This is a genomic window from Agromyces sp. ISL-38 (assembly GCF_018613935.1).
Classification (GTDB): Bacteria; Actinomycetota; Actinomycetes; order Actinomycetales; family Microbacteriaceae; genus Agromyces.
This window is the reverse complement of record NZ_JAGGPF010000002.1, coordinates 1-19,395: the sequence shown is the minus strand read 5'-3', so window position 1 is coordinate 19,395 and position 19,395 is coordinate 1. Positions and strand designations below refer to the sequence as shown.

The following is a 19,395-nucleotide window of genomic DNA, read 5'->3' as shown; positions in this document are numbered from 1 at the left end:
ACGACGACCGGCGGTGCTCCCGCCACGGGTATCCTCCGGAACCGGCGAGGAATATGATTCGGCTCATCCGCTGGCCTTCCGCGACGTTCAGGCCCGTCTTCCCGCGGGCATAGGGTGGAGACGATGACCGAGTCGCCGCTCACGCAGGAGATCCCGCTCACTCCCCAGAAGCGCTGGCGCGCGTACTGGGTGTGCGTCGCCGTGGCGGCACTCACGATCCTCGACCTCTCGAAGGTGAACGTCGCGCTGCCCTCGATCGAAGAGGCGTTCGGGTCGAGCTCGACCGAGCTGCAGCTCATCGTGTCGGGCTATGTGCTCACCTTCGGGCTCACCCTCGTGCCCGCCGGTCGCGTCGGCGACCAGCGTTCGCGCCGCAACCTGTTCGTGATCGGCCTCACCCTCTTCACGCTCACGAGCCTCGCGTGCGCACTCGCGCCGAACTCCGCGGTGCTGCTCGTCGCCCGGCTCCTGCAGGGCGTCGCGGCCGGCATCCAGATGCCGCAAGTGCTGGGCCTCATCCAGCAGCTGTTCCAGGGCCCCGAGCGAGGCAAGGCCTTCGGGCTCTTCGGCGCGACCATCGGCATCGCGACCGCGTTCGGCCCGACCCTCGGCGGCCTCGCGATCGCCATCGGCGGCCCCGAAGACGGATGGCGCGGCATCTTCTGGATGAACGTGCCGCTCTCGATCGTGGCCATCGCCGCCGCGCTCTGGCTGCTCCCCGAGACCCGCACGAAGTCCTCGCGGCCGCTCTCGCTCGACCCGGTGGGGGTGCTGCTCTTCGGGGTCACCGTCGTGGCGCTCATGTGGCCGTTCCTCTTCACCACGGGTTCGCCCGCCGACAACCCCGCGAGATGGTGGCTGCTCGTGGTGTTCGTGCTCGGGGTCACGGGCTTCATCGCGTGGGAGCGGCACTACGCGGCATCCGGAAGCCATCCGCTCGTTCCGCTCTCGCTGTTCAGCGTGAGTTCCTTCCGCAACGGCACCGTGCTCGCGAGCGTGTACTTCGCGGCGATGCCATCGTCGTTCCTGCTCACGACCCTCTACCTGCAGCACGGCCTCGGCCTCGCCCCGGTGTTCGCCGGCATGGTGAGCATCGGCTTCGCGCTCATGAGCGCCGTCTCGTCGTGGGTGGGCGGCAACCTCGTGAACCGGCTGGGCCGGCCGCTCGTGGTCTGGGGCCTTGCGATCCTCATGGCGGGCATGGGCCTGCTCGTGCTCGCGGCGCTCGTGACGCCACCGGCCGTGACGCCGTGGGCGATGGCTGCGGCGATGGTCGTCGGCGGCTTTGGCAGCGGGCTCGTGATCTCGCCGAACCAGACCCTCACGCTCACCGACATTCCGGTCAAGCAGGGCGGGCTCGCAGGCTCGGTCGGCCAGCTCGGCCAGCGCATCGGCACGGCGGTGGGCACCGCCGTGACGCTCTCCCTCTTCTACTCGACGATCTACCGCGAGAACGGCAGTGAGAACGGCGCCGGTCTCGGGGTCTACACCGACGCCTACGGCATCGGCATGCTGGCGGTCGCGATCTTCGTGGCGGTCGCGCTCGCGGTGGGCATCGCCGATCTCGGCGCGCGCCGCCGGCAGCGTCGCTCGCTCGCCTGATCGTTCAGTCGAGCGAATGCCGCGAGGCGCGGCGCCTCAGCGGATCGCGAGGATTCGCGCCCGCTCGTCTTTGGCGAAGTGCTCGATGGCCGCACGAAGGGCGACCCGCGGCATCGTCGCTGCGTGACGTTCGACGTACGAGGTGAGTCGTGCCTCGTCGAGGTCGCCGACCGCGCGGAGCACCCATCCCAGCGCCTTCTGCACGAACGGCTCGGGATCCTCGGCGAGCAGCTCGGCGAGCGTGTAGGCGTCGTCGAGCTCGCCTTTCTTGAGGAATGCGAAGGTCGCCACGAGCGCGGTGCGGCGTTCGGGCCAGAAGTCGGATGCCGCGAGGCGGTGGAGCGGCGATCGGTCGCGGTTCACCAGGTAGCGGCCGACGACGTCTCGCGCGGCGAGGTCGACGAGGTCCCACTGGTCGATGCGGTCGTGCCTCCGCAGGTACAACTCGAAGAGCTCGGTGCGTCGCTCCTCGACTGCTTTCGCGTGCGCGGTCGCCTTGCCCATGATGCTGCACGCCAGGGCACGCACCTCGTGGGCGGGTCGCTCGAGCAACTCCTCGAGCTCGGAGACGGGCAGGTCGAGAGCCGTCTTGGCGAGTTCGAACACCGCACCCATCCGAACGCCGAGAAACGGCGCGTCGGGATCAGGTGCGAAGTAGCGAGCGTACTTGTCACGCTCTTCGTCGTTCGCCATCGCCTCGAGCGTTGCGATCAGCGTTGCGGCATCCGTCACCGGCCCAGCGTACGACCGTGGCGCGATCGCGGGGAAGCGTGCGGGCGGATCGGCCTCGCCGCCGTCAGGCCGCGAGATGCGCGGCGGGTGCCAGCAGGCCGATGAGCTCGGTCGCCGAGAGCTCCCGCCCGAAGGCGGGGTGTCCGGGTTCGAGCGCCCGGCCGTTCGCGAGCGGCCCGCCGTCGACGGCGTCGAAGCCGATCGCATCGATGAGGCGGGCGATCACCGCGCGCGCCTCGTCGTCGTCGCCGACGACGGCGAGTGCACGGCGCAGCGGTGCGCCGGGGGCCAGGCTGTCGTCCTCCATCTCGTGGTAGCCGAGGTGGTTGAACGACTTCACGACGCGAGCACGGGGGTTGCGCGCGGCGTTCAGCTCGCTGGTGGAGCGCGGGTCGTTGTCGACCTCCGCGATGTTGCCGTCGACGGGCGGCCAGTAGTTCATGGCGTCGACCACGATGCGGCCGTCGAATTCATGCCAGGGCACCGAGGCGGCTTTGCCGAACGGCACGGAGACGATGATGACGTCGGCGTGCGCGGCGAGCTCATGAGGCGTCGCGACGACCGCGCCGGGGGCGACGACACCGACGAGCAGGTCGAGCGCAGTCTGGCGGGGTGAGCCGGCGATGAGCACCTGGTGCCCGGATGCCACGAACAATCGTGCGAGCGCGGTTCCCACCTTGCCCGCACCGATGATGCCGATGACCGGCCGGTCCGTCACGTCGAGCACTCCATTTCCCTTCGAGTCTGCCCCGATCCATGCGTTTCCGCGCCCGATCGATGCTTTGACATGGAGAACGCGCGGTGCGGTGACCGCATTCCCGTAAGGGGTGGCCGCGGCATCCGTGGCACGTCGCCGGCGCGCGGAAGGTGGTCGCCGAGCCCTGCGGGGAATAGTCTCTGCCTTGCATGGGTTCCGCTTGAACATGCGTACGTATGGAGACGCGGAGATGGAGCAGGGGATGCCGCAGCACTACGAATTCGGTCTCGACACGTTCGGCGACGTGACGGCAGGCCCGACCGGGACACACCTGCCGCACGCGCAGGTGCTCCGCAACATCGTCGAGGAGGCCGTGCTCGCCGACCGGCTCGGAATCGACTTCTTCGGCATCGGCGAGCACCACCGCGAGGACTTCGCAGTCTCGGCGCCCGAGGTCGTGCTCGGCGCGATTGCCGGCCGAACCGAGCGCATCCACCTCGGCTCGGCCGTCACGGTGCTCAGCTCCGATGATCCCGTGCGCGTCTTCCAGCGCTTCGCGACACTCGACGGGCTCTCGGGCGGCCGCGCAGAGGTGATCCTCGGGCGCGGTTCGTTCACCGAGTCGTTCCCGCTCTTCGGCTTCGCACTCAACCAGTACCAGGAGTTGTTCGAGGAGAAGCTCAACCTGTTCTCGGAGCTGCTCAGCCAGGAGCCCGTCACGTGGACGGGAGAACTGCGTCCGCCGCTCACCGGGCAGCGCATCTACCCGCCCGTGGAGCACGGAACCCTCCGCACGTGGATCGGCGTCGGCGGCAGCCCCGAGTCGGTCGTGCGCGCGGCGCACTACGGGCTGCCCCTCGTGCTCGCGATCATCGGCGGCAGCCCTGCCCGGTTCGCTCCGCTCGCCGATCTCTACCGCCGCGCGCTCGAGCAGTTCGGTCATCCGCTCCAGCCGGTCGCCGTGCACTCGCCGGGCTTCATCGCCGACACCGATCGCGAGGCGCTCGACACCCTCTGGCCGCACTACAAGGTCATCATCGATCGCATCGGCCGCGAGCGCGGTTGGGGTGCCGTCACTCGCGAGCACTTCGAAGCCGAGGCCGGGTCGAACGGAGCCCTGTACGCGGGTTCACCCGAGACGGTGGCGCAGAAGATCGCGGCGGCGATGCGTGCGATCGGCGCGAGCCGCTTCGACCTCAAGTACTCGAACGGCACGCTGCCCCACGAGGCCATGATGGGAAGCATCGAGCGCTATGCGAGCGAGGTCGTGCCACGGGTGCGCGAGCTGCTCGCAGTGGCCGACGCCGCCGATGACGAGCTCGATGCGGTCGCACGAGGCGATCGAGCGGATGCCGCGGCCGCAGCCGAGCATCCCGCCGAGTAGCCCGCCTCCTGCCGGCGTCGCCCGAACAATCACAGGAGGCCCGACCCAGTGGCCGGGCCGCCTCGGTACGCGACCCGATCAGGCCGTCGCGCGAGCCCGGCGCCGCAGCACTGCGGCGCGAAACCATGCGGCATCGGGCATGCGCGCAAGGAACGTGCCCGCGATGATCGTGATGAGCACGTAGCCCGCGGCGAGCGGGGCGAGGGCGGGCGCGACGCCGGCGCCGACCGCGAGTCCGGCGATCACGATCGAGAACTCGCCGCGCGGGGTGAGCGACAAGCCGGCGCGCCATTGGCCGAGCGTGCCGACCCCTGCCTTGCGGGCGGCGTATGCCCCCGTGATGAGCTTGGTCACGATCGTCACGGCCGCGAGGGCGAGGGCGGGCAGGAGCATGGAGATCAGCTCGGTCGAGTCGGTCGTGAGCCCGAAGAAGACGAAGAAGATGGCGGCGAAGAGGTCGCGCAACGGGGTCAGCACCTGGCTCGCATTCGTCGCCACCCGGCCCGACAGGGCGATGCCGACGAGGAAGGCACCGACCGCCGCCGAGACATTCACCTCGGCGGCGATGCCGGCCACGAGCATGGTGAGCCCCAGCACCCCGAGCAGGAGCGGTTCATGCTCATCGGCCGGGAAGGCGCGCGACACGATGTGCCCGTGCCGGAGTGCGATGTAGAGGATGAGCGTCACCACGCCGACGGCGATCGCGACCGAGACCGCTCCCTGCAGGAGGCTCACCCCCACGACGATCGCGGAGAGCACCGGCAGGTAGAAGGCCATCGCGAGGTCTTCGATCACGAGCACCGCGAGGATCGCCGGCGTCTCGCGGTTGGAGAGGCGGCCGAGATCGCGGAGGAGCTTGGCGATGACCCCCGACGACGAGACCCACGTCACGCCCGCGAGCGCGACCGCGGCGACCGGCCCCCATCCGAGCAGGAACGCGAACGCCGCTCCCGGGAGCGCATTCAGGGCGAAGTCGACGAGCCCGGCGCTGCGGGCCGAACGAAGGCTCCCGACGAGCTCGGGAGCCGTGTACTCGAGACCGAGCAGCACGAGCAGCAGGATGACGCCGATCTCGGAACCCGTCTGGAAGAACTCCCCGCTCGCGGCGAGCGGCACGAAGCCTCCGTCGCCGAAGGCGAGACCGAGCACGAGGTAGAACGGGATCGGCGAGATGCCCGTGAGCACGGCGACTCGTCCGAGAATGCTCATGCCGAGGAGCAGCGCGCCGACTTCGATGAGGAGCAGCGTGGTCTCGTGCATGACCGCCGCCTCAGCCTGGGCCGTTGGAGAGCAGTCGCGCTACTCCGTCGAGTCCTTCACGGGTCCCGACGCCAACGATGACGTCGCCCGCGCGCAGCGGCTCTGCCGGCGTGGGGGAGGGGATGATGGCGCCGTCGCGCACGATGGCGACGATCGATGCGTGGGTCCTCGTGCGCGCCTTCGTCGCGCCGAGGGTGCGATTGAGGTACGGCGAGTCGGTCGGCAGTGCGATCTGCTCGGTGTAGAGGCCCGCAGTCTCATCGCTGAGGCTCGTGAGACGGCTCAGCATGACGGACGCGCCGAGCACGTCGGCGAGGGCCGCGGCCTCATCGTCGTTCAGGGGGATGGAGTCGCGGCAGGCGTCGGGATCGTCGACGTCGAAGATGCCGAGGTCGCGCTCGCCGTCGCGATGCGAGACCACGCTGATGCGACGTCCGCGTTCGGTGACGAGATCGTGGCGAACACCGATCCCGGGCAGATCGACCTTCTCGATGTGAATACCCACGAATCCAAACTACCAGCGTTGCGAAGGTGCGACGCCGAGCGCGCTCAGCGATCCGCCGTGGCGCTCGTGCGCATCTCGAGCACCGGCGTGCCCCGGTCGTCGGAGAGCTCGAACGAGACCTGCAGCTCGCCGAGTTCGGCGAGTGAGCCGGCGTGCGTGCCCCCGCATGGGATGCGCGCCGTGCCGCCGGGGAGCTCGCACACCCACGAGCGGCGGTCGGTGAGGCCGTCGCCCGAAGCGTCGCGTTCGACGCGCACGGCGGCGCCCGATTCGGCCCACTCGGCGAGCGTCGCCTCGACGGATGCCGCGAGCTCGTCGAGCGCCGCATCGAGACCCGACGCGTCGAATCCGGCGCGTCGCACGGACTTGTTCACCCGGTAGCGGTCGACGGATCCGTTCGGCTGGATGCGGCTCGTGTCGATCGCGATGCCGTCGAAGTCGGGGTTGCCGAGCGCGTCGGTGCGGGCGGGCTTCGACCAGCGAGGGGCGAGGGCGCTGTTGAGGGCGAGCGAGGCGACGTGGCAGGCCGTGTGCCCGATCGAGAGCGAGCGACGCACCATGGCATCCGCTTCGATGCCGACCTCATCGCCCTCGGCAATGGCAGCGCCTTCGTCGAGGAGGTGGGCGACGACGAACGCCCAGCCCTCGGTGCCTTTGCGCACCGGGATGTCGATTCCGAGGAACAATTCGGTGCCGTCGCTCGCGGCGACCACGGCATCGAGAACCGGCAAGGCCGTGCCGCCCGAGCGGATGACCCCGGTGTCGGCGGGCTGGTCGGGCCACGCGGCATCGACCGGGTGGAAGCTCGTGACGTCGGTCACCACGGCGACTCGCCCTTCGCCCGCGGGTGCGACGTGCAGCACCCGGGCTCGCGCCTCGACGGCGCCATCGGGATACGTGACGCGCGTGTCACGCGTGGGCAACGTCATCGAGCGATCAGACGCCGTCGCCGCGCCCGAGGATGGTCGCAGGGATCGCCACTGCAAGCGTGACGCACATGATGCCCGCGAAGAACGCGATCGCCTGGATGCCGGGCAGCTCGGGTGCCGTTCCCATCAGCCACATGCCGAAGACGAACAGCCCCATGGCGATGAAGAATGCGACGACGTTCACAACGACCTCCAAGTGCTGATGCGACGCGTGCCGCGGCCACCAGCCTAGTGGCCGGCCTCCGAACACGGCAGGGTCAGCCGTCGACCGGTCCGAGCCATGCGTTCGCCACGGTGGAGTGCGCCGACTCGTCGTCGGAGGGGTGGAAGACGCCGGCGAGCACGTCGCGGTAGAGCCGGCCGAGTTCGGAGCCCGCGAAGTACGTCGATCCGCCCGAGGCGCGCACCGCCTGGTCGACGACGTGCTTGGCCGTCTCGGTCGCACGCACCTTGACGCCGACGAGCTTCGCGAACCACAGGGGGCCGTGGTCGACGAGCTCGTCGAGGTCGCGGGCGAGCTGGAGGAGCTGCGGTTCGATCGCGTCCTGGGCGATTGCGGCATCCGCGATGCGCCAGCGGATGTCGGGATCCTGCGAGAGCGGCCTGCCGTCGTATTTCATCGACGTGCGCCGGTGCGCCGAGTCGACAGCGAGGTCGAGCGCCCTCGCGCCGATGCCCGCGTAGACCGCGGCGAGCAGCAGCTCGAAGCTCGCGAAGATGCCGAAGACGAGCGGGTCGGCGTTCGGGCCGGGGTCGAGTCGGCGCACGATGCGATCGGATGGCGCGAACGCGCCGTCGAGCACGGTCGTGCGGCTCTGGCTCGCGCGCATTCCCATCGTGTCCCAGTCGTCGAGGATGCGCACGTCGGGGTCGTCGCGGTTGATGAACCCGTAGACGATCTTCGGCGCGTCGGCCGAGGTGGAGTCGAGCCCCATCGTGCCGAGCCGGGTCCACGCGGGCGAGAGCGAGGTGAAGATCTTGCGCCCCGAGTACCGATAGCCGCCGTCGGCCTGCGGCTCGGCCGTCGTGCGCGAGCCGAAGAGCATGAGGTCGTTGCCGGCCTCGCTGATGCCGAAGCCGAAGACCTCGCCGCGTCCAGCCTCGCGCGACAGGAAGTCGAGGGTGTCGTCGCCGCGATCGCGAAGCACCTTCGCGACCCCCGTCCACACGAGGTGCATGTTGACCGCGAGGGCGGTGGCAGGCGCAGCGCCGGCGAGCCGCATCTGCGCTCGCACCGCATCGGCGAGGCTCCACCCGAGGCCGCCGTGCTCGACCGGCACGAGGGCGGTGAGGTAGCCCGCCTCGCGGAGCTCGGCGAGGTCTTCGGTGAAGAAGGCATTCTCACGGTCGTAGCCCGCCGCGCGCTCGCGGATGCCCTCGAGCAGGTCGTCGTGCAGCAGGGTCTCGGGGGTCGCGCTCACCTCGCCAGACTACGCCCCGAGGGTGTCGCCCGCCGAGGGAGGCGCGGGCGCCTCCGGGTGGCGGCTCGAACCGCGCCGGCGGCGTGTGGAGGCGATCATCACGATGACGACGATGGCCGCCACGATGAGCAGTGCGAGCAGCCACGGCAGCATCACGCCGATCGCGACGCCGAGCCACGAGAGGAAGGCGACGAGGGCGGTCCACCCCGCGATGACCCCGCTCCAGAAGTCGTCGGGCGCGGGATCGGGTGCGACCTCCTCTGTCACGAGCTCGAGCGAGATCGTCGAGTAGTCCACCTGGTCGACGAGCCAGTCGCGCTGCTGCGTCAGGCTGTCGAGCTCGGACTGGCGCGTCGTGAGCTCCGACTCGATCGCGATGAGATCGGCGATCGACGTGGCCTCCGCCAGGAGCTGGCGCAGTCGCGAGGTCGACGCTGAGAGCGCCTCGATGCGTGCATCGAGGTCTTGACGCTGCTGTGTGACATCCGATGCATTGAGCGACACCGAGTTCACCCTGCCGAGCTCGCGCAGGTCGTCGAGCACGGCTTCGAGCTTGTCGGAGGGCACGCGCAGGACGAGCGAGGCGCTCGCCGGCTGGGTGTCGGTGCCGGGCGTCTCGGTGCGACTGTCGACCCGTCCGCCCGCCTGCTCGACGAGGTCGGCCGCCTCCTCGGCGGACTCGACCGGCTCGTCGACCGTGATCGCCACGTTGCCGGTGGTGATGACGCTGCGGTCGGTCGCCTGGGCGTCGAACTCGGACGTGGCGACGCCGTCTTTGGACTCCGGCGCGGGCGCCACTTCGCCCGACGGCGCGTCGTCGACGGCGGGTTCGCCTGATTGGGATCCCTGTCCCTGCGCCGAGCAGCCGGCAAGGAGCGCAACGAGGAGCGCGGCCGCGGCCGCTGCAGGTGCAAGTCGTCTCATGGGCTCACTGTATTCCCGGGCGGGAATCGGATGTCTGGACCCACGCTGGGAGTCCGGTCACGATCGGATTGCGCTTCGCTGTGAGTCGTCGAACGGCCCCAACGTTCCACTCGAGCCATGCGTTCAGCCGGGTCGTTCGCGCCGGATGCGGCGCGGTCGATCAGTCGTCGTCGGGGTCCCGGCCCGTGCGCTCACCGGTCTCGAGCGTCGCGATCGCGGCGAGATCCTCGGCGTCGAGCGCGAAGCCGAACACGTCGAGGTTCTCGCGGATGCGAGCGGCCGACGATGCCTTCGGAATCACCACGTTGCCGAGCTGCACGTGCCACCGCAGCACGATCTGCGCCGGCGTGCGGCGATGCTTCGCGGCGAGCTCGTCGAGCAGCGGCGTGCCGAGCACGCGACCGCGGGCGAGCGGCGACCACGCTTCGGTGCGGATGCCGTGCGCCGCGTCGAACGCACGCAGCTGCGACTGCGGCAGCCACGGATGCAGCTCCACCTGGTTCACGACCGGAGCGACTCCCGTCTCGGCGACGATCCGCTCGAGGTGGTGAGGATGGAAGTTCGCGACGCCGATCGATCGCACGCGGCCCTCCCGCTGCAAGCGGATGAGCGCGCGCCACGTCTCGACGTAGCGGTCGGTGGAGGGCACGGGCCAGTGGATGAGTAGAGGTCGAGCGACTCGAGCCCGAGCCGGGCGATCGAGCCGTCGAAGGCCCGCAGGGTCTCGTCGAAACCGTTGTCGTCCTTCCACACCTTGCTCGTCACGAAGAGCTCCTCGCGCGCCACGGGCGCGGCACGCACCGCCTCGCCGACCTCGCGCTCGTTGCCGTAGAACGCGGCGGTATCGAGGTGGCGGTATCCCAGTGTGATCGCGGCGAGGCTGAGGCGGGCGGCATCCGGCGGCGGCACCTTGTAGAGGCCGTAGCCGAGCTGTGGGATGCTGCGGCCGTCGGCGAGCGGCAGGAAGGGGGCGGCGGGAAGGGAAGGCTGCGACATCCGTGCTCCTCGGTCAGCTGGGGGTGACCGGCACCGGTTCGGTGTCGGGGATGGGGCTCGCGTCACGGCCTCGGAGGTCGGGATGCCAACGCCGGGCGAGCGCGGGCACGACGAAGCCGAGGAGCGCAAGCACCCCAGCGGCCCAGAAGGCGCCCACCGCGCCGTAGCCGTCGATGAGGAAGCCCGCGAGGGCCGAGCCCAGTGCCGCGCCGATGAGCTGGCCGGTGCCGACCCATCCGTAGGCCTCGGCCGTGTCGGAGAACTTCACGCTCGCCGAGACGATCCCGAAGAGCACCGCGAGCGCGGGTGCGAGGCCGATGCCGGCGATGAAGAGGGTGACGGCGAGCCACCAGAAGTCCATCGAGAACGCCGCGAGCGCGGTGCCGGCGAACACGATGAACATGCGCCGGGCCGTCGACCACGGGCCGATCGGCACATGACCGAGGAAGAGACCGCCGGCGAGGCTGCCGATAGAGAAGATCGCGAGCACGATCCCGGCGTTCGCGCCGTCGTGCCCGAAGACGGCCACGACGCCCGCCTCGATCGCCGCAGCCGCGCCGATGAGGAGGAAGCCGACGACCGTGGCGAGCAGCACGGGCGGTCGCGTCAGCACGACGCCGAGGCGACGCTTCGAGCGTGGGATGCGCACCCGACCGAGTTCGGGGGAGGCGATGAACCAGGCGCCGCCCCCGATCATGAGCGCGGCGGCGAGCAGGATTCCCCACTCGGTGCCGATCTGCGTCGAGACGAACGTGGTCACGACCGGCCCGACGACCCAGATGATCTCCTGCGCCGAGGCGTCGAGTGAGAAGAGCGGGGTGAGTTGCCGGGAGTTCACCATCTTCGGGTAGATCGTGCGCACCGCTGGCTGCACGGGAGGGGTCGAGAGCCCTGCAACGAATCCGATCGCCATGTAGAGCGGCACCGTGAGCGGCAGTACCGCGATGGCGACCACGGCCGCGACGCACACGACGAGCGTGGAGACCAGCACCGGTCGCATTCCGAGCTGACCCATGAGTCGGCTCGTGAGCGGGCCGGCGATGGCCTGGCCGATCGAGGTCGCCGCGAGCACGAGGCCGGCTGCCCCGTACGAGCCGGTCTGCTGCTCGACGTGCAGGAGGAACGCGAGCGAGAGCATGCCCGATGGGAACCGTGCTGCGAGCTGGGCGGCGATGATGCGTGCAACGCCCGAGGTCTTGAGCAGTTCGGAGTAGCTTCCCACAGTCCGACCACTCTATCGATGCGGATGCGGCGGCCCCGACGGCGCCGAATTGCTCATCTGACCGCCGACGCGGAAGAGGGCGGGATGATGCCCGCCCTCTTCGTGTTGGATCTCCTTCCTCAGATCAGGGATCGGTGAAGATCCAGAGGCCGCTGTCACGGTCGCTGGCGAGGATGTATGTGAGTCCGTCCTCTCCGATGAACGTCTCGACGCCCCAGAAGTCGTTTCCGGCCGGGTCGAGGTAACCGCCCACTTCCACGAGCTCGCACGTGGCCCTGTCGATGGTGGGGTCCTCCGCGTTGTACGGCGTGCCGGCGCACACGATCTGGATTGCCCGCAGGCCGCCCGAGTAGTACGACAGGTAGGCGAGGGATTCGTCGTTCGGGTCGACCGCCACCTCGTGCACGGTGAGGTCGCCGTAGCCGAACGCGTACGTCGGATCATGCGCCTCGGGAATCGCGTAGGTGTCCAGTTCCTCGAGCGTGGCGGTGTCGAAGAGGTGGACGTATCCCCATCCGTCGAAGATCGACCCGACTTCGATTCGCTCGCCGATGGTGCCGATGGCGAGGTTCTCCGGGTACGTCCACGGTCCCTCGACCGGCTCCAGTCCGAACAGCTTGTGGAACGCCTCGTGGGTCGTGCAGACGGCGACGATCTCGTCGACGAACGCGCCAGAACCGCAGAACGGCTCATCCACCGCAACGTGCCGCTGAACGAACACCACGGCGTCCCATCCGGCAAGTGCCGCCTCGTGGGCCTTCTCGCCGGGGAAGCACGCCTCCTCGGTCGCGCTCGGGTCGCCGGATGGCCCGCGCTGGAGCACGATGATCGTCTCATCGCCGGGCTGGAGCGAGTCGAGGTATCCGGGGATGTCCTCGGGGCTCGGCAGCGGAGCCGACGTCGGGCAACCGTAGCCGCCGTAGACGACCGGCCCGCTGAGGGTCAGATCGTCGAGAATCGCGGGAGGCTGCCCGCCGGGCACGATCACCGACGGGTACTCGCCTTGGAAGGGACCGGTCGTGATCTTGAATGCATCCGTTCGGTAGGGGGCGAAGTCCTCGTCGGTGCCGATGAAGAGCGCGCCGTCCTTCGTGAACTCCGCTTGGTGCGCGTTGCCCTCAGGGGTGAGCGCGACCCCGAGCGACTCCAGGAGTTCGGGGTCGATGTCGGCGAACTCGGTGTCGCCGAGGAAGACGGCGTTGGCGGGGTCGGTGACGTCGAGGAGCACGTAGCCACCGTCCCAGTACGACAGCAGCATGATCCAGCGATCGCCGAACTGCTTCACGACCATGTCGTGGAGGAAGGAGTCGGTGAGTCCGAGATCGGGCTGGTCGACGTTGTAGTCGTTGAGGTCGTATTCGGCGACCAGGCGGGGCCGGTTCGGCTTGGTGATGTCGAAGATGTCGACGTCGGGGAACTCCTCGTTGTCGGTCACCACGACGTAGGCGTTGTCACCCGCGTCCCAGGCGAACGCGCTGTGGATCTGGTTGGCGTCGCGGTCGCCCGGATCCCGGTCACCGAAGTTCTCGGAGAGCTTCTTCGGGTTGCTCGGATCGCTGACGTCGAAGAGGGAGACGCCGCCCTTGCCGTTCTTCCCGCACTGCTCGTTGTTCATGACGAGCACGTCACCGCTGAAGTATGCGGTGGTGATCTCCACGACCTGCATCCCCTCGCCCGGGCGGGTGTCCTGGTGCGACGGGATGAAGCCGATCAACTCCGCGGATTCAGGATCGGTTTCGATATCCGAGATGTCGACGATGTACGCGCCTGCATCCGGACTGGTCTGACCGCCCGTTTCCGGGCCGGCGCAGTCGGGCTCACCCCAGTTGGCGAGGAAGGCCGTATTGCCGTCCGGCGAGACCGTGACGTCTGCGATGAGATCCGGCGTGTCCGTGAGACGGACGACATCGAGGAGATTGATCTTCCCCCACTCGCCCGTTCCGATGAGATGGCCCTCATCGGTGCCATGCTGTCCGTCGGGGTCCGCGACCGCAGCCCCGCTGAATCCAAGTGCTGAGAGCGCCAAGGCGCCGACAGCAGCCGTAATGATTGACGTGCGTCGTTGCATCGTCCTGCTCCGGTTTCTGTGAGTCCTTTCCCAGAATTCGCGGACAGCATAGTCCTGAGATTGGCTCACGTCTAGCGGTCGACGACACTCATGCGATGTGCTGGATGGCGGCCGGCGAGCATGCTCACGAACTTGACGTACGCGTCAGCCCGCGAGCGCTTTCGCGATGCGCTGCGGTGACACGGTCTCTGCCGTCCGCAGCTCCTGCGCGAAGAGGCCGACGCGGAGCTCCTCGAGCATCCAGCGCACTCGAACGAGCTGCTCGGGCGCCTCGGGATCGATCGGGATGCGTCCGCCGGCCGCCTCGAACGCGACGATCGAGACATCGAGCTGGTTCATCGCCTGTCGGTCGCGACCGGGGTTCTCCACGAGCTTCCGCACGCGCACGCCGATCGCGTCGAGGTAGCGAGGCAAGTGGCGCAGCCGCTCGAGCCCGATCGCCGAGACGAAGCCGCTGGGCACGAGCCCCTCGAGCTGGGTGCGCAGGTCGCCGAGCGCCGCAATGAGCTGGATGCTCGAGGCGCCCGCGATCGCGCGGTCGGCCTCGCGAGCAGTGCGCAGGATCCGCGCGACGAGCGCGACGGTGTCGAACATCCGCTCCACGACGCCCGCGGCGATCGCATCGCGCACGGCCTCGAAGTCGGCGCGGGTCCATACGAGTCCGTCGGGGTGACGGGCGCGGAGTTCCGCGTCGACGCACGCCGCGAGGCAGTCGTCGAGCAGGGCCCGGGTGCCGGGGTAGGCGCTCGCCGCGAGCGAGAGCTTCTCCTCGTTCGAGAGGTGCTCCTGCACGTAGGCGACGGGCGTCGGCGTGGCGAGCACAAGTAGGCGACGGATGCCACGACGCGACGCCTTGTCGCGTTCCTCCGCCGTCGCGACGAGCCGCAGCGCCACCGAGGTCTTCTCGTCGACGAGCGCCGGGTAGGCGCGGATGACGTTCCCGGCCTGCCGCGTGTCGAGGTGCGCCGGAAGCTCGTCCCACTCCCACGACGTGATGCCCGCGCGCTCGAAGCCGCCGGCTGCACGCCCGTCAGCCGCGCCGGAGTCGGCCTCCGCGCTGCGCGCACGTGCCCCGGGTCCGCGCCCGCCCGCAGCGACGGGCTCGCCATTCGGTGCGGGCGCCGCGGCGCCGACCGCCTTCGCGACGGCGGCCCGCGTCTGCCCGGCGAGCCGTTCCTGCAGCTCGTGGAGGTCTTTCGAGCCGCCGAGAGCGCGACCGCGCTCGTCGACGGCGCGGAACGAGATGCGCAGGTGCGTCGGCACCCGATCGAGGTCGAAATCTGATGGATCGACAGGGGCGTAGGTGAGCCGGCGGATCGCCTGCGCGATCACGGCGGCGAACGGCTCCCGGGCGGTGCCCGATTCGGGCCCGTCGGGCAGCTCGGCCGCGATCTTCGCAGCCCACTCCGCTGCAGGCACGACCTGACGGCGCAGTACCTTCGGCAGCGTGCGGAGCATCGCCGTGATGAGCTCGTCGCGCAGGCCCGGCACCTGCCAGTCGAACCCGGTCGGCTCGAGGCGCGCGAGCAGCACGAGGGGCACGAGCACGGTGACGCCGTCGTCTTCTGCACCGGGTTCGAAGCGGTATCGCAGCGAGAGCGTCTGGTCGCCCTGCCGCCAGCGATCGGGGAATCCGGCGCGGTCATCGGTGGGAGTGTCCTCGCCGAGCACGTCGGCCGCCGACATCGTGAGCAGGTCGGACCGGTCGCGATGCTCGCCGCGCCACCAGCGTTCGAATGTGCGCGGGTCGGCGACATCCGCCGGCACCCTCGACTCGTAGAACGAAACGACGGCTTCGTCGCCGGCGAGGATGTCGCGGCGCCGGGTGCGCTCCTCGACCTCGCCGAGCTCGCGGCGGAGCTCGCGGTTCTTGCGCAGGAACGCGAAGAGCCGTTTGTCGAGGCTGCTCGTGTCCCAGTCCTCCTCGACGAGTGCGTGACGGATGAAGAGCTCGCGGGCGAGCTCGGGGTCGACGCGGGAGAGCTGGAGGCGCCGCTTCGCGACGATCGGCACGCCGAAGAGCGTGACCTTCTCATCGGCGACGGCTGCTCCCTGCCGCCGTTCCCAGCGCGGCTCGCTGAAGCTGCGCTTTGCGAGGGGCCCGGCGAGCTGCTCCGCCCACGCGGGGTCGATCGCCGCGTTCGTGCGGGCGAAGAGCCGGCTCGTCTCGACGAGCTCGGCGCTCATCACGGCCGCCGGCGGCTTCTTCGCGAGGGCTGACCCGGGGAACAGCATGAAGCGCGCCGACCGGGCGCCGAGGAACTCGGCAGCCGGACGCCGACCGCGCTGCTGCTGTTCTCGCGTCGAGCCCGCGCCGCCGCGGCCGCTGCCCGTGCGCGTGTCGTCGCGAAGCCCGATGTGCGAGAGCAGCCCGGCGAGCAGCGCGCGGTGGATGCCGTCGGGATTCACCTTCGGTTCACCGAGGTGCAACCCGAGCGGCTTCGCAAGCCGCACGAGCTGGCGGTAGAGGTCCTGCCACTCGCGCACGCGCAGGTAGTTCAGGAACTCGGACTTGCACATGCGCCGGAACGCGCTGCCCGAGAGCTCGCCATGCCGCTCCTCGAGGTGGTTCCAGAGGTTCAGCAGCGTGAGGAAGTCGCTCGTCGGGTCGACGAACCGCGCGTGGAAGCCGTCGGCTTGCTCGCGCTTGTCGAGCGGCCGCTCCCGAGGATCCTGGATCGTGAGGCCGGCGACGATCGCGAGCACTTCGCGACTGACGCCCTGCGCCTTCGACTCGAGCACCATGCGCGCGAATCGCGGCTCGATCGGGAGGCGAGCGAGCTGCCGGCCGATGCGAGCGAGCTGCGGCCCGTCGCCCGACGCCGTCTCGTCGAGCGCGCCGAGCTCCTTCAAGAGGTCGAGCCCGTCGCGGATGCCGCGCGAGTCGGGCGGCGTGAGGAACGGGAAGTCCTCGATCGCGCCGAGCCCGAGCGAGGCCATCTGCAGGATGACCGCGGCGAGGTTCGTGCGCAGCACCTCGGGATCGGTGAACTCGGGCCGGCGCTCGAAGTCGTCTTCGGAGTAGAGGCGGATCGCGATGCCGTCGCTTGTGCGGCCCGACCGCCCCGAGCGCTGGTTCGCCGAGGCTTGCGAGATGGCCTCGATCGGCAGTCGCTGCACCTTGGAGCGCACCGAGTACCGGCTGATGCGTGCCGTTCCCGCATCGACGACGTAGCGGATGCCGGGCACCGTGAGGCTCGTCTCGGCCACGTTCGTCGCGAGCACCACCCGCCGCCGCAAGCCGGCGATCTTCGACGGCTCGAACACCCGGTGCTGGTCGGCGGAGGAGAGCCGCCCGTAGAGCGGCAGCACCTCGGTCTCACCGCCTCTGCGAGCCGAGCCCGTCGAGCCGCCGTAGTGCGCCCGCACAGCCGCTTCGGCGTCGCGGATCTCGCTCTCACCCGAAAGGAAGACGAGCACGTCGCCGGATGACTCGCGCTCGAGCTCGTCGAGGGCCTCGAGGATGCCGCGCTGTACGTCCTTGTCCTCGGCCGCAGCGCCCTCGTCGTCGGCGTCGTCGCCCGCACCCGTCTCGGCGACGAGCGGCCGGTAGCGGATCTCGACCGGATAGGTGCGACCCGACACCTCGATAATCGGAGCGGGGGTGCCCGCGGCATCCGCGAAGTGCTTCGCGAAGCTCTCGGGGTCGATCGTCGCGCTCGTCACGATGACCTTGAGGTCGGGGCGGCGCGGAAGCAGGCGCTTCAGGTAGCCGAGGAGGAAGTCGACGTTGAGGCTGCGCTCGTGCGCCTCGTCGATGATGATCGTGTCGTAGCGGCGGAGCTCGCGGTCGCGATGGATCTCGTTGAGGAGGATCCCGTCGGTCATCACCTTGATGCGGGTCGACTCGCTCACACGATCGGTGAACCGCACCTGGTAGCCGACGAGGCCGCCGAGCTCGGTGCCGAGCTCCTCGGTGATGCGCTCGGCGATGGTACGAGCTGCGATGCGGCGCGGCTGGGTGTGCGCGATCGACTCGCGGCCCAGCTCGAGGCAGATCTTCGGCAGCTGCGTGGTCTTTCCCGAGCCCGTCGCGCCGGCGACGATCACGACCTGGTGGTCGCGCAGGGCGCGCGCGATCTCCTCTCGCTGGCCGGAGACCGGCAGCTCTGGGGGATAGGTGATCGTGGGAAGCACAGCCCTCCATCGTATGCGGTGAGTGCGTCGAGCGGACGCATGCGCTCACGATTCGCGAGGAGCGAACCGACCTGTCGGAGGGGGAGGGTTCCGTGATGGGATGACGCCATGACGCATGCCTCGGTACCTCGCATCCAGCTCAACGACGGCCACTCGATTCCGCAGCTCGGATTCGGGGTGTTCAAGGTCGATCCCGATGAGACCGAGCGCATCGTCACCGATGCGCTCGAGATCGGCTACCGCCACATCGACACCGCGCGCATCTACGGCAACGAGGCAGGCGTCGGCAAGGCGATCGCCGAATCCGGGATCCCGCGCGAGCAGCTCTTCATCACGACGAAGCTGTGGAACGACGACCAGGGCACGCAATCGGTGTTCGACGCGTTCGACGCGAGCCTCGAACGACTCGGCCTCGACTACCTCGACCTCTACCTCATCCACTGGCCGACGCCGGCGCGCGACCGGTACGTCGAGACGTGGCGCGCGTTCGAGGAGCTGAAGGCATCTGGCCGGGTGCGCTCGATCGGCGTCTCGAACTTCCTCGTGCCGCACCTCGAACGACTGCTCGGCGAGACCGGCACGGTGCCCGCGGTCGACCAGATCGAACTGCATCCGGCGCACCAGCAGCCGGCGACCGTCGAGTTCGCCGTGGAGAACGGCATCGCGATCGAGGCCTGGGGGCCGCTCGGCCAGGGCAAGTACCCGTTGCTCGAGCACCAGGAGGTGACGGATGCCGCTGCAGCCCACCGAAAGTCGCCTGCCCAGGTCGTGATCCGCTGGCACCTCCAGCGCGGCTTCATCGTCTTCCCCAAGTCCAACCGGCGTGAGCGCATCGCCGAGAACTTCGACGTGTTCGACTTCGCGCTCGACGACGGCGAGATGGAGGCCATCACGGCCCTCGAGCGCGAGGGCCGGGTGAGCTCGCATCCTGACGATGTGAACTGAGTGCTCGCGCTGGGCGGGGAGTCGTCTGATGCTGGTTCACGGGCGCCTCCCGCCGGCGGCCACCGCGGCGCTCGGGTGGTCGTTCTGGGCGGGATCGGCGGGAATCCGGGCGACACGCCCGGACTGCAAGCCCGTTTTGGCAGAGGGCCCGGGGCGTGCGTAAAGTAATCACTCGTCACCCCAAAGGTGCGGCGGAGCGGAAGAGCTCGCCGGCCTCAAGCGGGACCTTCCAATCGATCAGATCAGAACCCTTGTCGGACGCTGTCTGAACGCCTAGGATGACTACTCACTTCCACTGTGAATGCAGGCTTTCGGGCCCGTAATCCAGCTGTGAACACAGCCTGAAGCTCCGGCCGATCGGTTTGGAAACAGGTTGCGGAAGTGATATAGTAGAGAGGTTGCCCTGAGGGCAGGTCGCAAGGCTGAAACTCGGGTGCGTCCGTTTCTTGAGAACTCAACAGCGTGCACTATGTTCAATGCCAAATAACCTCGGGCATCAACTTTGGTTGGTGTTTGGGATTTCTTTGAGATTGATGGATTGTCAGTGATTGGCAGTTCTTTGGTCAGGTCAAA

General features: G+C 69.2%; 14 protein-coding genes and 1 pseudogene. 3 read left to right on the top strand and 12 right to left on the bottom strand.

Annotated elements, in window-relative coordinates; translation table 11 throughout:
- Positions 1 to 123: 123 nt before the first annotated feature.
- Entirely contained in the window at positions 124 to 1,602 is a 1,479-nt protein-coding gene (locus tag J7E25_RS03035; protein WP_214867899.1) for an MFS transporter, read from the top strand.
- Between the two features lie 36 nt (positions 1,603 to 1,638).
- On the opposite strand, the gene J7E25_RS03030 is transcribed toward J7E25_RS03035, so the two are convergent.
- Entirely contained in the window at positions 1,639 to 2,334 is a 696-nt protein-coding gene (locus J7E25_RS03030; protein WP_214867897.1) for a DNA alkylation repair protein, read from the bottom strand.
- A 64-nt stretch (positions 2,335 to 2,398) separates the two neighbouring features.
- Complete coding sequence (locus J7E25_RS03025) at positions 2,399 to 3,061, bottom strand: NADPH-dependent F420 reductase (RefSeq protein WP_215009740.1); 663 nt, start codon at positions 3,059 to 3,061, stop codon at positions 2,399 to 2,401.
- A 232-nt stretch (positions 3,062 to 3,293) separates the two neighbouring features.
- On the opposite strand from J7E25_RS03025, the gene J7E25_RS03020 reads away from it, so the two are divergent.
- On the top strand, positions 3,294 to 4,415 hold the full coding sequence (locus J7E25_RS03020) for an LLM class flavin-dependent oxidoreductase (RefSeq protein WP_214867894.1): 1,122 nt from the start codon (positions 3,294 to 3,296) through the stop codon (positions 4,413 to 4,415).
- Between the two features lie 78 nt (positions 4,416 to 4,493).
- On the opposite strand, the gene J7E25_RS03015 is transcribed toward J7E25_RS03020, so the two are convergent.
- The 10 genes and pseudogenes from J7E25_RS03015 to hrpA form a co-directional block, all read right to left on the bottom strand.
- Positions 4,494 to 5,675 (bottom strand): cation:proton antiporter, encoded by a 1,182-nt coding sequence (locus tag J7E25_RS03015; RefSeq protein ID WP_214867891.1) that lies wholly within the window; start codon positions 5,673 to 5,675, stop codon positions 4,494 to 4,496.
- A 10-nt stretch (positions 5,676 to 5,685) separates the two neighbouring features.
- On the bottom strand, positions 5,686 to 6,180 hold the full coding sequence (locus tag J7E25_RS03010; protein WP_129522477.1) for a cation:proton antiporter regulatory subunit: 495 nt from the start codon (positions 6,178 to 6,180) through the stop codon (positions 5,686 to 5,688).
- Positions 6,181 to 6,224: 44 nt separating this feature from the next.
- On the bottom strand, positions 6,225 to 7,109 hold the full coding sequence (locus J7E25_RS03005) for a metal-dependent hydrolase (RefSeq protein WP_214867889.1): 885 nt from the start codon (positions 7,107 to 7,109) through the stop codon (positions 6,225 to 6,227).
- A gap of 7 nt (positions 7,110 to 7,116) precedes the next feature.
- The gene (locus J7E25_RS03000; RefSeq protein WP_214867887.1) at positions 7,117 to 7,293 is read right to left on the bottom strand and encodes a hypothetical protein; all 177 of its coding nucleotides are present in this window, start codon (positions 7,291 to 7,293) and stop codon (positions 7,117 to 7,119) included.
- A gap of 73 nt (positions 7,294 to 7,366) precedes the next feature.
- Positions 7,367 to 8,530: an acyl-CoA dehydrogenase family protein gene (locus tag J7E25_RS02995; RefSeq protein WP_214867885.1), complete on the bottom strand. Its 1,164-nt coding sequence runs from the start codon at positions 8,528 to 8,530 to the stop codon at positions 7,367 to 7,369.
- Between the two features lie 9 nt (positions 8,531 to 8,539).
- A complete protein-coding gene (locus tag J7E25_RS02990; RefSeq protein ID WP_214867883.1) occupies positions 8,540 to 9,454 on the bottom strand; it encodes a DUF4349 domain-containing protein in 915 nt (304 codons plus the stop codon).
- Between the two features lie 160 nt (positions 9,455 to 9,614).
- Positions 9,615 to 10,450 (bottom strand): annotated as a pseudogene (locus J7E25_RS02985) (aldo/keto reductase).
- 13 nt (positions 10,451 to 10,463) lie between these two features.
- A complete protein-coding gene (locus J7E25_RS02980) occupies positions 10,464 to 11,672 on the bottom strand; it encodes an MFS transporter (RefSeq protein WP_214867881.1) in 1,209 nt (402 codons plus the stop codon).
- 124 nt (positions 11,673 to 11,796) lie between these two features.
- Positions 11,797 to 13,698, bottom strand: coding sequence for an LVIVD repeat-containing protein (locus tag J7E25_RS02975; RefSeq protein ID WP_214867879.1), 1,902 nt, complete (start codon positions 13,696 to 13,698; stop codon positions 11,797 to 11,799).
- 186 nt (positions 13,699 to 13,884) lie between these two features.
- Positions 13,885 to 17,877 carry an ATP-dependent RNA helicase HrpA gene (gene hrpA, locus J7E25_RS02970; RefSeq protein WP_214867878.1) on the bottom strand — a complete coding sequence of 1,331 codons (3,993 nt, stop codon included), beginning with the start codon at positions 17,875 to 17,877 and terminating at the stop codon, positions 13,885 to 13,887.
- Between the two features lie 108 nt (positions 17,878 to 17,985).
- Here hrpA and J7E25_RS02965 point away from each other — a divergent pair, with 108 nt between their 5' ends.
- Positions 17,986 to 18,822: an aldo/keto reductase gene (locus tag J7E25_RS02965; protein WP_214867876.1), complete on the top strand. Its 837-nt coding sequence runs from the start codon at positions 17,986 to 17,988 to the stop codon at positions 18,820 to 18,822.
- Positions 18,823 to 19,395: the final 573 nt, after the last annotated feature.

What these genes read in the sequence shown, in the direction of transcription:
- J7E25_RS03020 (WP_214867894.1), top strand. Translation starts at nt 3,294, where the DNA reads ATGCCGCAGCACTACGAATTCGGTCTCGACACGTTCGGCGACGTGACG.
- J7E25_RS02990 (WP_214867883.1), bottom strand. Translation starts at nt 9,454, where the DNA reads ATGAGACGACTTGCACCTGCAGCGGCCGCGGCCGCGCTCCTCGTTGCG.
- J7E25_RS03005 (WP_214867889.1), bottom strand. Translation starts at nt 7,109, where the DNA reads ATGACGTTGCCCACGCGTGACACGCGCGTCACGTATCCCGATGGCGCC.
- J7E25_RS02965 (WP_214867876.1), top strand. Translation starts at nt 17,986, where the DNA reads ATGACGCATGCCTCGGTACCTCGCATCCAGCTCAACGACGGCCACTCG.
- J7E25_RS03015 (WP_214867891.1), bottom strand. Translation starts at nt 5,675, where the DNA reads ATGCACGAGACCACGCTGCTCCTCATCGAAGTCGGCGCGCTGCTCCTC.
- J7E25_RS03035 (WP_214867899.1), top strand. Translation starts at nt 124, where the DNA reads ATGACCGAGTCGCCGCTCACGCAGGAGATCCCGCTCACTCCCCAGAAG.